The 16,469-nt window shown below is 30.5% G+C and carries 10 protein-coding genes; 5 read left to right on the top strand and 5 right to left on the bottom strand.

Features of this window, described 5'->3' with window-relative positions; genetic code table 11:
- Position 1 precedes the first annotated feature (1 nt).
- Genes ABHQ57_RS04515 through ABHQ57_RS04525 form a run of 3 tightly spaced genes read right to left on the bottom strand, consistent with a single transcriptional unit; the run spans position 2 to position 5,315 of the window.
- Positions 2-3,661, bottom strand: coding sequence for a ShlB/FhaC/HecB family hemolysin secretion/activation protein (locus ABHQ57_RS04515; protein ID WP_167713051.1), 3,660 nt, complete (start codon positions 3,659-3,661; stop codon positions 2-4).
- 45 nt (positions 3,662-3,706) lie between these two features.
- A complete protein-coding gene (locus tag ABHQ57_RS04520; protein ID WP_167713052.1) occupies positions 3,707-4,291 on the bottom strand; it encodes an NTP transferase domain-containing protein in 585 nt (194 codons plus the stop codon).
- 4 nt (positions 4,292-4,295) lie between these two features.
- Entirely contained in the window at positions 4,296-5,315 is a 1,020-nt protein-coding gene (locus tag ABHQ57_RS04525; RefSeq protein ID WP_389862490.1) for an XdhC family protein, read from the bottom strand.
- 97 nt (positions 5,316-5,412) lie between these two features.
- Between ABHQ57_RS04525 and ABHQ57_RS04530 the strand changes: the two genes are divergently transcribed.
- Positions 5,413-6,648, top strand: a complete 1,236-nt coding sequence (locus tag ABHQ57_RS04530; protein ID WP_047790725.1) for a Pycsar system effector family protein — start codon at positions 5,413-5,415, stop codon at positions 6,646-6,648.
- Here ABHQ57_RS04530 and ABHQ57_RS04535 read toward each other — a convergent pair.
- Complete coding sequence (locus tag ABHQ57_RS04535) at positions 6,641-9,025, bottom strand: hypothetical protein (protein ID WP_047790726.1); 2,385 nt, start codon at positions 9,023-9,025, stop codon at positions 6,641-6,643. The genes ABHQ57_RS04530 and ABHQ57_RS04535 overlap by 8 nt on opposite strands.
- Positions 9,026-9,323: 298 nt before the next feature.
- Here ABHQ57_RS04535 and ABHQ57_RS04540 point away from each other — a divergent pair, with 298 nt between their 5' ends.
- From ABHQ57_RS04540 to ABHQ57_RS04555, 4 genes are all read left to right on the top strand, one after another.
- Positions 9,324-9,851, top strand: coding sequence for an RNA polymerase sigma-70 factor (locus ABHQ57_RS04540; protein ID WP_389863169.1), 528 nt, complete (start codon positions 9,324-9,326; stop codon positions 9,849-9,851).
- Between the two features lie 67 nt (positions 9,852-9,918).
- Positions 9,919-10,827: a FecR family protein gene (locus tag ABHQ57_RS04545; RefSeq protein ID WP_389862494.1), complete on the top strand. Its 909-nt coding sequence runs from the start codon at positions 9,919-9,921 to the stop codon at positions 10,825-10,827.
- 120 nt (positions 10,828-10,947) lie between these two features.
- Positions 10,948-13,683, top strand: coding sequence for a TonB-dependent receptor domain-containing protein (locus ABHQ57_RS04550; protein WP_389862497.1), 2,736 nt, complete (start codon positions 10,948-10,950; stop codon positions 13,681-13,683).
- A complete protein-coding gene (locus ABHQ57_RS04555) occupies positions 13,674-14,972 on the top strand; it encodes a PepSY-associated TM helix domain-containing protein (RefSeq protein ID WP_389862500.1) in 1,299 nt (432 codons plus the stop codon). The genes ABHQ57_RS04550 and ABHQ57_RS04555 overlap by 10 nt, the downstream gene beginning before the upstream one ends.
- A 76-nt stretch (positions 14,973-15,048) precedes the next feature.
- Here the strand turns inward: ABHQ57_RS04555 and ABHQ57_RS04560 are convergent, their stop codons facing one another.
- A complete protein-coding gene (locus ABHQ57_RS04560; RefSeq protein ID WP_389862502.1) occupies positions 15,049-16,446 on the bottom strand; it encodes a hypothetical protein in 1,398 nt (465 codons plus the stop codon).
- Between the last annotated feature and the right edge of the window lie 23 nt (positions 16,447-16,469).

Raw genomic sequence — 16,469 nt, forward strand, 5'->3', positions numbered from 1 at the left:
ATTAAAAAGAAAAACCAATACTAAAAGCGACCCTGTCTTCTTGAGAAGTTCCTCTAAAGTATGAAATATTAGCTGTGAATAAGTCGATTCCGCTTAGCCAAAAAGAACCACCATAACTAGTATGCCATTTCGTTGAATTAGGTGAATACGGAGACCATATTCGACCGTAATCAAAACCACCAGTAATACCAACTTTTATAGGAATAACTCCTGTATGAATACGTCCAAAACGTAAACGTAAATCGTTACTATGATAAAAACTTTCGGTTCCAGAAAAACGTTCTCTGTTAAAACCACGTAAATTACGGTCACCGCCTAAAGTAGCCGCTTGGTAAATTTCAAAACGATTCCCTACATTAATTTGAGTTCCAACTTCAGAAGCAAAAACTAATGAGCGGTTGAATACTAGGTTTTGATACATAGCCAAAGAACTTTTAATGTAACCAAAGCGTCTGTCGAAATCGTCTAAGTTGGCTTTAGCCCCAACAGCTAAATCGAAGTTCATACCTTTGGTAGGAAAACTACTATTGTCTACTCGGTTGTGATTAAAGTTTAATTCACCTCCCCAAAAATAATTAGTATCAAAAATAGCTGTAGGTTGATTGTCAAAATTATTAATAAATCTACCAGGTGTATCTTCAATCTCAATAGCCTCAAAAAGACCTGAAATTTTAAAGATACTTCCACCTCGTAAGCGCTTTAATAAAGAAGGAGAAAAACTAATTTCTTCTTTTTTAACACGATAATGATCCAAATTGAAACTTTGGTCGTAAATACTTTCATTTCCCCATCCAAAGAAATTAAAGGAATAGTTATCGCTAGTAGCTTTGGCACGTAAGTGTAAGCTCCAATTGCCAATTAACTCTGTAAATTCACCATTGTATTCTAAATCGTAGCCACTAGTTGAAGAATAGTAGTTTGCCGCTAGTGTGTGTTGGCTAGCGAAGGGTTGTTTTTTAAAGCCTTGTTGTGTATGTGTAACCGAAGCACCAAAAAAGAAACCGTCATCTGGATTGCTACCTAAGCTCGGATAAACAACAGTAGTGTTGTTGTTAATGTCATGCGCATCATAGGTGTTTTTGAAGTAACTATTTGAACGTAAATCCGCAGTTTCAGAACTAGGGTTTATTGTATTTTTCTTTGATTTAAAATCGTAGATTTTAGTCTTCTTTCCCCAACCTGCAACAGATGATTTATCAGTGTATACATCGTGATTCTGTCCCCCTATAATTCGTAGTAAAATACCATCATGTACATCACCAGAAATTAAAAACTCATCATCTCCATTTAAACCATAAAGTTGTATTTCTTTGGTTTCTTTTGTTTTGAAAACACGGTTATAAATTTCATTATCTTTTCTTAAAACAACAACGCTAGTTTCTTCATCATTTAAACGTTTAATAATGAATTTATCGTCTTTATCTGTACCAACTACATGTACAACTTTGTTTAGTTTGGTATAATAACGTTTAGCAATTTTTTTTAATTTATCTCTTCGAGCTTTAATTTTAGCAATGGTTTCTTTTCCATCAATATCATAAATAACCTTTGGTAATTGTTGGATTGATTTTTCAATTACTTCATCAGTTAAATGTTGTTGAATGTACTCAGCTTGTTTATTCCATTCATCGAGTGTTAATTCATTTAAAAAAGCAGTATCAAAAAAGCGAGCATAATTGTTGTACCATTTCATGTTTTTGATATCGTTGTCAAAAGTTTGCATATTTCTTACTAAGGGTGCAAACTGTTGAAAAAGCGGAATCATAACTCCATCAAACTTAGAAAAAGGTTGGTCTCTATCTCTTGGAATTGGGCGATAATATTTTTTACCATCTTTGGTTTTAAAAGAAGCCCATCGCCATTGATCTTCATGTCTATCCCAGTCACCAATAACCATATCAAATAAGCGAGAGCGAATTACCCATTCTTGGTCGATAGAGTGCTTACCGTTTTTTCTAATTTTTTCTAACACATCAAATGTGCTAATAATATCGTCTGAATTTCCAAAGTTGTCTAATTCACTACGGTCATCAGCAGGTCGTTCTTCTAACAAGTATAACTGTCCGCCAAAGATGTCGTTATGCTTACCTAAAGCGGGTTGCTTAGGCATGTAGTATAATTTGGGGTTGGTATGGTAAATATTTACGGATTCTGCCATATCAGGAAGAACAAAAGCAGCATATGGGTGCGACATGGTAAAAATATCTTGAACTACATCAACTAAAAATGTTCCTTTTAGAATACCACCCATAATACGACTTCCATCTTTAACCATTGAGCGTAACACGTATTGTTTACCATCAGGGTTTTCTAATCGTAACGAATTGGTTTGGTTACCACCACCTCTTCTGATAGGAGTTAAGCCTCCATAGACATTCTCTAACTCCAAAACAGGAACTCTTACTGTTTTTCCGTACTTATCTCTGTTTAAATCTCCCCACATAAATTTATGAAAACCACTAACCTCTGTGGATTCTGGAGGATAAATTGAGGTTTCTACAAATTTCTTATGCTCTTCGTATTCAGGAAAGCTAGTATATTTTTTTGTTTGTTTTGGTTTTACAATTTCTTTACTGAATAAAAGTTTGTGACCATCTGTGGTATTGGCAGCATAGTATTCAATAACAGCTGAACCATCTTTGTAGTAATTTAATTTAGCATATCCATGATTACCATAGGTAAATTGAGCTCCATAACCAACCAAAGCAGCTGATTGCTTTGAACCCGAGCCACTAATTACTTGTTTAAACCCGTCTTGTTCTATATATTGTAAGTTGTGATCGTGACCAGAAACAAATACAACATTGTCTGTGAAATCATTAGATACTGTTTGTATTTGAGTAACAAAGTCACTATAACTTTTATTAAAAATATCGGTTTGTATACCTACGTGTGAACGTAACGCATTTTTTAAAGTACCTAGAACAGGTAGTGGACTCATGTGATCTTTTACAGAAAAACTTCCTCCATGTGGACCATTACTATATAAAGGATGGTGTACAGCTACTACAACATTTTTATATCTATTTTTTTTAAATAAACTAGAAAGCTCTTGAATAAAGTGTTCACGAGTTTTAATGTCGCAGTTATCGTTCATTTTTGGCTCTTTGTCCCAGTTCATAATAAACCAACGACTATCAATAAGAATTAAAGTAAGGTCATCGTTAATTTTTACTTTGTCTAGTCCACAACCACCTTCAGGTAAAAAGGAGTTTTTACCTAAAGCTTTTTCAACCAATCGCTCCTGCTCTTTTAAGCCATCAACACCATTATACCAGTCGTGATTTCCAGGAATAAAAATTGTATTTCCTTTAAAGTCTTTCAGAGCGTCAATTTGTGTTTGTAAACGATGCTCTGCCAAGGCTCTATCTTTGTGTTCTTTACTTGGTATTCCGTAAGGGTAAATGTTATCTCCTAAAAATAACGTAGTTGATTTTTTAGGAGCTTTGGTTAATTCTTTTTGAAAATAAGTTAAGGTAGGAGTTGTTTGTCCCATTTCGGCATTACCAGCGTCTCCAATTAAATAAAAGGAGTGTAACAATTCTTTATTTATTTGAATTGTTTTTGGTGAAGTCTTATCTGCGTACTTAGCTTTATAGGATGCACAAGCACTAACTACAACAATTATAGTTAGATACATGCAAAACTTGGTAAAGTTCATGTCTTATTTTTTAGTTATGTAAAAATAAGGCTTTTTAGAGTAAAATTACTGTTTTAATAAATACTGATAATCTTCAGGAGTATCAATATCTAGTAAGTTTAAAGAGGAGTTCACTTTGAAAATATTATCGTCATGTTGTAATAGAAAATTTTTAGCTCCTTTATCACCTTTTAAGTTTAGTAACTTATTAAAATATTCTTTTGGAAATACGGCAGGAACTCCAACACTTCCTTGATAATTGGAAGTAATTATTTTAGAAGGATTTCTTTTTGAAACTTTAATTAAGGAGTTTAAATACTCTGAAGTAACATGAGGCTGATCGGCTAGCATTATTAGAGCATTATCAAAGTTATGTTCTTGTAAAAACTCAATACCCTTTATAATGCTAGTACTTAAACCATCTTGGTGTTTTGGATTATATATTGTTATAATAGCATTTGTTGTAAGTTTCTTTTCAATGGCGTCTTTATTAGCCCCCAATACGCAAAACACATTTTTTATGGTCGATTTTTGAGCTTGTTCAATAGTCCATTCCAGTAACGTAGTGTTTTTATAAGGAAGCAGTTGCTTTATTTTTCCCATTCGAGAAGCACTTCCAGCAGCTAATATGAGAATTGCTGTTTTTTGCATCTATTTATTCATGGATTCGTCCAGTAATCTTTTTTAGAGAAAAAACTTCTTTGTTACGAATTACGGATAGTATTTCTGCTAAGATTGATAAAGCAATTTCTTCTGGAGTTTCTGCTCCAATATTTAATCCAGCGGGAGTATGAATTTTATCTAAAAATTCATCAGTAATACCGGGTGAAAATTCAAACAGTTCGTTAAATAGTTTTTCTCGTCGTTTAGCAGCACCTAAAATACCTATATAAATAGGATTTTGTTCTTGTAATTTAATAAGCCAACGTAAATCGTAAGTGAAATTATGATTCATAATAACAATAGCAGTATTGTTATTTACTTGAGAAAGTTGAATTAATTCTGGAGTTTGTGCAACTACCGATTTAGCTCCGGGAAAATCGATTAATTCTTTTGGATCTTTTATAGAGGTAATTACATCGACTTCCCAGCCTAACTGAGTGGCTAGTGTACATAGTTTTACAGCATCGTGCTCTCCGCCAATAATAAGCAAACGAAATAGTGGTTGTAAAGTTTGTTTAAAATTAGCTAACTGACCTGTTTTTTCAGTATTAAACTCTTTGCTGAAAGTAAATATTTGTTGATTGTTAAACTGAATTATGGAACCGAAATCTCCGTGTGCTTCATCTTCTTTTTGAAAAAAAGATATAATATCATATGGTCTTCTTTCTTTACTATTTTTAGAAAAAGCATCAATAAATTCAGTTGAAAGATAAAAGGGTTCTAAAAGAACATACAATATTCCCTCACAACCTAAACGGTAACGACCATCATAGGTCACTATTTTTGGTTTGTTGTTTTCAAAAACAGATTGTGCTCTACGTTGTATTTCTTTTTCAACACAACCACCGCTAATAGCACCGATTATTTTTCCATTAGAAGATAGTAACATTCTAACTCCTGGTTTTCTGTAAGAAGAGCCATCTAAATCTACAACCGTTGCTAAAATATTTTGTATGCCTTGTTGTTGATTTATAGAGGCTTGTTGTATTATTTCTTTAAATTCGTGTGTCATTTCGTGTAAAAATACTCTTTTAAAAGTACGCTTTTTTATCACTTTATTAAAAATTAATACTGGTTAATAATTTATTATTTTAGCAAAAACCTTTTTCATGAACAGTTTGATACAAGAAACAGAGCAATTTGTAATTGATTTATTAAATGAAAATTTAGATAAAAACTTTGTATATCACAATATTGCCCATACTCAACGAGTGGTTGAGAAGTCACTCGAATTAATTGAAGGAGAAAATTTCTCAGAAGAGCAGCAACAAATTTTAACATTAGCAGCATGGTTTCATGATGTTGGATATACAGTTAATCCTGAAAATCATGAAGAGGAAGGTATAAAAATAGCAACAGAGTTTTTAAAGAGTAAAAAAGTATTAGGAAGTGTTATAGATGAAGTATCTAAATTAATAGCTTCAACTAAAATGGGAGCAAAACCTAAAAGACAATTAGAGAAGGTTTTAAGAGATGCGGATTGTTCTCATGTTGGAAGTAAAAATTATACAGACTTTAATGAATTATTACGAAAGGAAAGAGAACTAGTATGTAAGAGAAAAATTAAAACTGTTGAATGGGATGACGCTAATCTTGAGTTTTTAACAAAACATCGTTTTTATACAAGCAAAGCTTCTAAGCTTTGGGAAAAACAAAAAAGTAAAAATATAGCTCAACTTTTAAAGAGAAAACAAAAAGAGTTGCAAGAAGCCGCTAAACTTAAACAGAAAAAAGAAGAGTTAGCATATAAAAAAAATAAGATTGAATTACCAGAGAGGGGTATTGAAACTATGTTTCGTGTAGCACTCCGTAATCATATTACGTTAAGTGATATTGCAGATACAAAGGCAAATATTTTACTATCCGTAAATGCAATTATTATTTCGATGACATTGTCAACGTTAATCCCTAAACTAGATAATCCATCTAATTACTACCTAATAATACCTACGTTAATTTTTTCAATTTTTACGGTAATATCTATTGTGTTATCGGTTTTAGCAACAAGACCCAATGTTACTGAAGGGAAATTCACAAAAGAAGATGTAGCTAATAAAAAAGTAAATCTTTTGTTTTTTGGGAATTTTCATCAAATGCAATTGCCTGATTTTGATTGGGCAATGAGCGAAATGATGAAGGATCGTGATTATTTATATGGATCACTTACTAAAGACTTATACTTCTTAGGATTAGTGTTAAATAGAAAGTATAAGTTGTTGCGTATTACATACACAGTTTTTATGATTGGTATTTTGGTAAGTGTTGTTGCTTTTGTATTTGCTTTTTATCAACAAGAACAAGCAACAAAGTTAGGAGAAACTGTTTCTGTAATGTGTGCTATTTAAACTCCTGAATAAGTTCGTCAATAGTCATTGTTTTTTGAGTATCAAAGTCTTTGTTGTAAATAACCTCTACACGTAAGGCTTTTAATCCAGAAACACCTTGCAAATCTTCAATATCTAATTTTTCTATATTACCTAATAGTTTCTTAGATTGTAAGTACTTGATATATTTGTAATACTCATCTGCATCTTTGTCTTGAGAGTACACAATTGCTATCTTACCAGGGACTGTTAATCGTTCTTCAGTTCCTTTAATGTGAGCCTTATCAATACGTTTCTTAATAATTTCGTAACGAATATTATAAGCACCATCAACGTCAAACTGTTTTTCATCCATTCTAAATTTTATAGCTAAAGGATTGCTGTGAACTAAAATTAAAGAAGCTACTCTAAGTTTATGTTCCATTTTTTCAGCAGCTTTTAAAGCTATATTTTCCATTTCACACATCACCTGTAGTTGCCATAACCTAAGGTTGTATAAATATAAGTCGTCATATTTTTTTTCTTTTGTTAAAGATTGTCCTATGTACATATTATACTCAACACCATCTGTTTTATAGCGTTCAAAATAATGAGGAAACATCTTTTGCGCTTCTTCTTGCCTAATATCTATAAAAGAAGCTAGTTTATCGTTTAATAAAGTAACACTATCTTCATAAGATTTTCTTTTCTCATATACAACCTGCAAATCAGGATCTAAACGATTGATATAAGATTTTACTAATATGCTTAAATCATTGTTTACTTCCTTTATGTGGTTAAAAACAGGATAAATTTCACGTTTTAAAAAATCTAAAATAGCAATTTCATCACCAGCTTTTAAACCTTCTTTTACATCTGATAAATATTCTTGAACTCTAAATTGTAACTCTTTGTAAATAGGGAGGCTCTCAACTTTACAGGCTTCTAATAATACTGAAATAGCTAGAGAAAGTTGGGTTATTAAGTCTTCTTTAATAGCAGCGTTTCTAGCTACCGATGAACCTTTAATATCAGACTGTCCATATAAAGGGTGTACGTCAGGAAAAATAATATCCTCAATTTTAACTTTTTCCTTTGCTTCATATGATTCTCTATGAAACCTTTCAGCGGCTTCATAAAAACGCCATTTTACAGTAGGATGAATAGATGTATAATTTTCTTGAATTGTAGCCTCTAAGATATTTTTATGTTCTTCAGAGAAACGATCAACCGCAATTTTAAACAGTGGAATTAAGTCTTGTAATTTATTTTGATTAATAGAGTTTAGTTCAAAAGGTCTAGGAGAAGCAAACTCAATAATAGCTATACTGTTTTTTGTTGATGCTTGTATAGGAACCAAAATTATACTGCCAATATTTTTGTCTTTTAAACGTTGATAAAGGTTTTTATTTTCAGCTTGATTTCCATACTTTTCTACATCAGAAATAGCAAGAGTTTCATTGTTTATGAAAAGTTTTTCTAAAGTGTAATTACAAAAAATGCAATCACAAGAAACATCTTTATCGTAATTTAATACTAAACTTTCTTCTTTATTTATGTGTGAAGAGGAAAAGTTATTAGAATCTGTTTCAAAAATAGAAAACCCTAAAGAGAGGTCTGGAATTCCAAAAAACCTTTGAAAGATGCCTTCTAAGGTATGAACTAAATTATCGTCTTTTTTTATAAGGCTAGTTCTTATTTCTGAAATAATTTCATCTGTTGTAACGTCAAACAAGTTCATAATCCCAAAACCTTTAAAAATATAAGATTTAGGAGGGAATTTTTCTTTCCAAATATTTATATCTTCAAAATTATCAAGTAATATTTTTATATCCTCTTCAGTGATTTTAGGAGTGCCTTCTGCGGGAAAAATTTCCATAAAATCAGCATTAAAAGCTGCGCGATATTTTTTTATAGTATTAATTGTTTTATCAGGGATATCAAAGAAAAAAGGTCGTTTTAAATCGATAGGATAATCGTAAACACTAGCTAAAATTAAACTACATGCATAAATGTACATTAAATCACTTTCAAAGTTTCGAACTTTTAATTCATAATCATTTCCAGCATTTTGTAAAATTTTTTCAAATCGAGTTGTAAACTTGAAAGAAGTAAATGTAAATGGAATGCTTACTGCTTTAATTTCATTTTCTAATAATAATTCAGGAAACAAAGGTTCAAGCAATAAATCAATAGCTTCTTTATGTTTTTCTAATATTGATTCATCAGAAAACCCATTAATCAATTCAGGAGCTTTTTTTGCCTCTCGAACTATGTTTATTGATGATTGATGATAAGGATGTTTTTCATACTCTTTAGAAGCATATTTTTGAAATAAAGCGACTACCTTTTCAAAACTTATTTTTAGTTTAAAAGGAAGTTCTAGATTTTGAATGTCTTTTGTTCGTCTTATGTTCATAGAGTAGTAAAAAAATAATCAATACAAATTTACAAAATTGTAAGTAATCAGTCGTTTTTATTACTACTCCCTTTCAAAAAATAGTAGCTTTAAAAGCTTAAAAGCTCTTTTTTAGTTTTTCTATTACTTTCATACAATTATGTTTTAGAGTGGAAGAGATTTTTTTACAAAACATTAATCATAACTTTTGATAAATAGGATTACAAATTCAAATAAAATTTATTTTTAATAAATCTAAATAAGTAATGATTGTTATATTTGCTGAGTTAATTTAACAGAAGTTTTTCCCATTAAAAGAATAAAAACATATAGGCTTACAAAAGAGAAAAGTTTTGAAAAACTTTATAGAACTCATTGGAAGAGCTTATACCTCTTATGTTATTCTAAAACCAATAGTAAAGAGGCAGCAGAAGAGATTGTTCAAGATGTATTTATTTCTTTATGGAAAAGAGTTGATAAAATAGAGTTTACTAATCAAACTCAAAATTACTTATTAAAATCTGCTCGCAATAAAATTGTAGACTACTATCGCTCTAAAAATTCTTATAAGAATAAAAAAAAATTGGAGGAAATAACATCAGATTGTGTTTTAAAAGAAACAAAGTCAATAGAGCATAATCTGGCAGTTACCAATTTTTTAGAGAATGATTTACAATTAGTTGTTAATCGATTACCAAATAGATGCCAAGAAGTATATCGATTAAGTAGAGAGCAACAACTTTCTACAGCAGAAATAGCTATTCAGTTAGAGATATCACCAAAAACGGTAAAGAATCACCTTACTAAAGCTTTGGCTTTTATTCATGAAAACTTAAAAATTATTTAAAATTTGATTATCGTTTAGGACTCTGTCAAACTATATCCGTTCCTATATATAAACCAAAGTAGTTTATATGGAAATAACACCTGAACTTTTAACACGATATGCAGAAGGAAAGTGTACAGAAACTGAAAGAAAAAGAATAGAGGAATGGGTGAATACCACCGAAAACGAGATCAAATTTCCTGAAACCAATATTGAGACATCATCACATATTGAAGAGAAACTTTGGAATGCCATTGCAAAAGATACAATAAAGTCAACAAAAAGAGACTTCTTTTTTAGATGGAGTGTAGCAGCAACATTTACTGTTTTTTTATTAGTGTCAGCCTTTTTTGTTGTTAACAAACCAATAATATATACAACACAGGCAGGTGAAGTAAGAACAATAGTACTTAAAGACAGTACGAGAATTACCTTAAATGCATTATCATCTCTTGAAGTATCAAGAGAGTATGGAAAAACACATAGAAATGTAATATTGAAAGGAGAAGGTTACTTCAAAGTAGAAAAGAACGCTCAACTTCCATTTGTAATTAAAACAGAAAAAACAGTAACAAAAGTTTTAGGAACTAAATTTAATTTATCTGCTTATACAGGAGAGGATAACGTTATATTTTTAGATGAAGGAAAAGTGTTTTTTTTCTCAAAAAAAGAAGGAAAAGAAAAAGGAATGACACTAAATCCAAAAGAGAAAGCAATACTTGTTAAAGAAAGGTTGGTAAAGAAGGTTTTTAAAGAAAATGACCATACGGCATGGATGCAACAAAAATTAATTTTTAAAGATGAAACCTTAAGTAGTGTAATAAAAGTGTTAGAACGATTTTATAATTGTAGCATAGAGATTAAAAAAGAAGAGTTAAAAAGGAGAAAATATAACGGAATTCATACAAAAGAATCAATAGATACAGTAATGAAAGATATTGGTTTTGTATTGAATTTTAATTTCAAAAAGACAGGGGATAGGATAATAATTTTTTAAAAAAATAAATACAAATGACATAGAAAACAAAATAAAAAAACCAGTATTCTGTCGGCAAAACTTCATACTGGTTAAAAGTAATTCAACCAAAAACACGATTAAATCACAAACTATAAATATATGAATAAAATAAATTATACAGCTATTCATAGAACTGTAAAAAGTATACTAATAATAGTTTTTTGCATTACAGTTCAAAGTTCATTTGCACAAGAATCTATATTAGATAAAAAAATTTCAATAAACTTTATAAATAATACGATACCAACTGCTTTAAGAAAAATAGAAGAAAAAGCAAGTTGTAAATTCGCTTTTGAGTCCATCGATGAAAAGAAGAAAAACGTTATTACCAAAGAGTATAAAAAAGTAACATTACGAGAAATACTTAATGAAGTATTAGTTAAATATCATATTTATTATAAGGTAAGAGGAAACACTATTTTAATACAAAATCAAGCAGAAAAAGGTGTAATAACAGGAACTATTTTAGATGATAAAGGACTTCCTTTACCTTATGCATCAATAGTATTAAAAGGAACTAGTTTTGGGGCATCTTCTGATAAAGATGGGAGGTATAGTTTTTATGCACCAGAAGGAAATTACATTGCTATAGCGTCTTCAGTAGGATTTGGTAATGAACAAAAAACAGTAACAATTTTAGCAAATCAAAAGAATATATTAGATTTTTCTTTAACTGAAACTGCTGAAAGTTTAAATGAAATTGTGATAACAGGAACAAGAAATCAAGGGTATATTGTTCCGTTAACTAATGCATTAAAAACACCAATAAAAACACTAAAAGCTCCAGCTTCAATAGCTGTTTTAAGTGACAATTTTTTAGAGGATATTGGAGCTAGAAATTTAAGCACAATTATAACATTTGTGCCAGGTGTTAGTAATGCCGATAATGGTGGAGGACAAGTAGAAAATGTGATAATTAGAGGTTTTCCACAATCAGAATCTTATATAAATGGTATTCGACAACAAAGAGCTCCAGAAGGAGTTAGAGCTATAGAAACGATAGAAAGAGTTCAAATATTAAAAGGACCCTCTGGTGTTGAGGCGTCATTAACTTCTTCAGGAGGTTTTATGAATATTATCACAAAAAAACCAAAAGATACTTTTGCTGCTGAAGTAATTTTAGGAGGAGGAGATCATAATTTTATGCGTGTAGTTGGAGATGTTACAGGCCCTTTAGTTGAAGGAAAATTAAATGGTCGTTTAATTGCAGGTTATCAAAAAAGGCAATTTTGGAGAAATGGACAGGATGATAGGCCGTATGTAACTATTGCCCCATCGTTTGATTGGAAAATAACAGATAAAACAAACCTTATTGTAGAATATGAATATAATTGGGCTAATGATCCTTTAGATAGAGGAACTATTTATATTGAAGGAGCTGGATTGAAAAATAATTTTTTACCTAGAAATTTTACTTTTCATGGAGAAAAGGACGATTATAAAATAGGCTCTAATAGGTTTGATATAACGTTAAATCATAAATTCAACGATAAAATTTTAGCAACGGTACAATATCATAATTTTTCTCAAAAATCAGAAGAACATTCATTTAGAAATGCTGATGCAGAAGGTGGTTGGGGGCCTCTTTTTAAAGAAGATGGAGTCACTTTTTCAGGAAATTCAGTAGTACCAATATTTTTTGCTGAAGTTGGAGCTGACATTGGTACAGAAACGGTACAGGTAAATTTTAACGGAGACTTTACAAATGAAGAAGGTGTTGGACATGCTTTTAATTTTGGAGGAAGCACTGCAGTTAGTGATGCTACTTATACTGATGCTGATAGAGACTTTGTGTATAGAAGTTTTGAAAATACTTTAGATGTTTTTAATCCAGATAATAATCAAGAGCCTAATGTTGTAGGAGAAAGTATACGCCCAAACTTTAGAGTTGGAGATAAAATTAATGCAGTTTTTGGGCAATGGCTGGGTAAATGGACACCTAAGTTTAGAACAGTTGTAGGTATGAGATATGATGATGTAAAAAAGATAACAGAACAAAACTTAAATGGTATTAGCCCAGAAGTATTAGCAAAATTAGAAGCACAATCTGCACCTAATCCAATTAACTTAATTAACCGTAATTATAATGATGATTTATTTTCATTTAGGTTAGGATCATCATATGACGTAACATCAACATTAACAGGTTTTGTAGGTTATTCATCATCAGCACAACCACAAAATGGAGTAACTCGTAAAGGAAATGGAATTAAACCTATTAGAGCAAACTCTTTTGAAGGAGGTTTAAAATGGCAACTGTTTAACGGAAAAGCTTTAGCAACAGCATCTGCTTACTTTTTAGAAAGAAAAAACATAGCTATTTCAGATCCAAGCAATACGCCTGAAGAACGTTTTATGTTACCGTTAGGAAGCGCAGAAATAAAAGGAATAGAGTTTGAATTAACAGGAAAGCTAACTAGAGATTTATCTTTTATGGGAGGTATGAGTTTCCAAAATTCTGAAATAACAGAAAGTGATCAAGATATTATAGGAAACAAGTTTGCAAACATTCCAGAGTTTCAATTTAGTGGGTTTTCTAATTATAATGGAAAAAGTATAGGTTTATCAGGGTTAGATATTGGTTTGGGTGTAGTACATCAAGGAAAACGTGAAGCTAACAGTGGAAATCAATATCAACTACCAGGGTATACTCGTATGGATTTTGCTTTAGGTTACACATTTAAAAACAATTTACAAATACGTTATAATGTGTTTAATGTTTTTGATACAACTTATTATACCTCGGCACAAGACAATATTTTAAGAGGATCCGATCAAATTGGAGTAGGAGATAGGCGTCTTTTTCAAATTACATTAACTAAAAAATGGCTTTAAAAATTAAGCAAAAAACTTTTTTTACTATTCATTCTTGGATAGGTATTACTGCCGGACTTTTACTATTTGTTATATGTTGGTCTGGCAGTATTGCCGTTTTTTCTCATGAAATAGATTGGTTACTAAATTCTAAACTTCAAAGTGATTACATAAAAAACGATAAAAAAGAAGTTAATTGGCAAAAAGCATATAATTCTTTTCATATAAAATATCCAAAATCTGAATTAGGAGAATTAGCTGAAGCTGAAAGAAGTGGTTATACATTGCATGGGTGGGGAAGGAAGCAAAGTGGTGAACTTTTTCGTTTTTATATGAACCCTTCATCTTATAATATACAAGAAGAAACAACATATTTTAATGTACAACGCTTTTTTAGAAGTTTCCATATGTCTCTTTTTGATCCAGATGTATCACGTATTTTTGGAGTAAATTTTGGGTACTTCATAGTGGGATGTTTAGGGTTTGTTTTAGTTCTTTCAACTCTCACAGGTTTTTTATTTTATAAAAAATGGAGATCAGGTTTTTTTAAGTTAAATATTAAAAAAGGAGCTAGAAGGCTTTGGTCAGATACTCATAAGTTAATCGGATTATGGTCACTATGGTTTGGTTTATTAATAGGACTTACTGGAACTTGGTATTTGTTGGAATGGTGGCTTCCAGAGCCGCCACATATTGATACTTCACAAATTATACAAAAAAATAAGGAAAAGTATTTAAGTATTAATGAACTGGTAGAAAAAGCAGAAAAAGAGTTTCCTGAATTGGAAATTCAGCGTTTGTTTTTTTACAATTACAATAAAGGACTTTTATCATTTGAAGGTGATAATGGAGCATTACTTGTAAGAAAAAGAACAGCACATATTACTCTGAATACTTTAACAGGAGATGTAATTAAGATTCAAAAACCTGAGGAGTTAACCATGTATCATAGATGGTGGGAAACTGTAGATGTTTTACATTTTGGCAATTTTGCAGGATTGTGGTCTAAATGGTTGTATTTTATTTTCGGACTTTCATTGTCTGTGCTGTGTTTAACAGGAGCGTATTTACAAGCAAAGCGGCAAAAGCTGAAGTCAGGGGTGAAAAAATATAGAATATCAATAATTATAGCATACAGTATTACTGTGATAATTTTAGGGTTGTCTTTTTGGGGAGGAGTTGAAGAAATAACTCGCTATGGAGTTAACGGTAGTTTACCTAAAACACCCGCTCCCATAGTTTGTTTTATTGTTTTATGGGGAGTAACAACAATAGGTATACTTATTTTTTGGATGAAAAAAGTAAAATAATTTTTAAACAAAGCAATAAAAAACACGCTGTATTTTCTTATACAGCGTGTTTTTTTATGAGGTGCATTTTGTAAAATTATAATGATAAATTACATTTTTTACCTAAAATATCATTTATACTGGGGTTATACGCATTGTTATAAATAAAGTTGTTTTCATCAAAATCTTTATGCTTAATTTCGGTTAGTAGCTTTTTTAATCCACAAAAATTAACAAGTTTTTTATTATTTGAAATGTCTATAACACCTCTTTCAAAAGTATAGTTTGAAAGAGCATCTAAGGTTGTAATTTTAGGATTGTTTTGAATAAAAAGTTCCTTATTTGTGAGGCTGTTATCGTAAACTATATTTTGTATTCCATTAAGAGAAGTTAAATTAGAATTATCTTTTACTTCTATTAAATAACTAACAGACGTTAAAGATGATAAGTTAGAAATACTTGCTAAAGAAGCATTGTTAATAATTTTAATAGCGCCAACACTCTTTAAACTAGAAAGACCATTTAACTTAGTAAGTTTAGTATTGTTTTCAATAGTAAAGTAAAGTTCACAAGATGTTAAGTTCTGTAAACCTTCCATAGTTTTTAAAGAAGTATTATTTTTAATTACAACAGCGTTGACTTCTGTTATTTGTTCTAAACCGTTTAAGTTTTCTAAAGAATCATTTCCAATAATATTAACTTTATGAAGCTTACTAAGATTCTGTAAAGCAGTTAGATTATTTATAGAAGGATTCAAACTGATTGATAACTCTTGTCGAATAGTTTTTAGTTTATGAAATCCGCTTAAGTTTTGTAACGACTTATTGTTTAGAATACGAAGAGAACCCAAAGCCGTAATTGTTGATAAAGCTTCAACATTGGTAAGCTGATTGTTGTTAATAATAACGAGTCTAGCTTCATTAGAAGTTAATGTTACACCTTCAAAACCACTTAAGTTTTTAAGAGAGGTATTTATAATAAACAAGTCTCCATGTATTTGACTAAGGTCATTAAAATTAGAAAGATTTTTTACAGAGGAAGTTTTACCGTTTATAATTAGATTTCCTTTGATAGCATTGTACCCTTTAGAGGTAAAGTTATCAATATCTTCTTGACTTTTTAACTCTATATTACCTTCAAATTGTTTTTTATCAGTAAAAAATTTGTATTCAGTAGAAGTAATAGTTTTGTTATTTATGTCCTTGGCGATTACTTTACCTTGGTATTCAGTTAAGCCTTTAAGCTCTTCAAATTCGAAAGTGTTACCGTCAATATATTCAGCTATTAGTTCATCGCCTAAGTAAAGGTCGTAATAGGTGGTTTTGTTTTGTGAATTATCAGTATTAGTCCATTCTATTTTGCTGTTTAACGGATTAGTTGAACTAATTTTTACAGTTAGTAGAGTAGAAGCAGGTAGTTGGTTTTCTTCTGATTTAGAGCAAGATGTAAAGAGTAGGATTATAACTATTAATTTATATAAATTGTATTTGGGCATTGTATAGCTAATTTTTAATTTTA

This window comes from Tenacibaculum sp. ZH5_bin.1 (assembly GCF_042865525.1).
Lineage (GTDB): Bacteria > Bacteroidota > Bacteroidia > Flavobacteriales > Flavobacteriaceae > Polaribacter > Polaribacter mesophilus.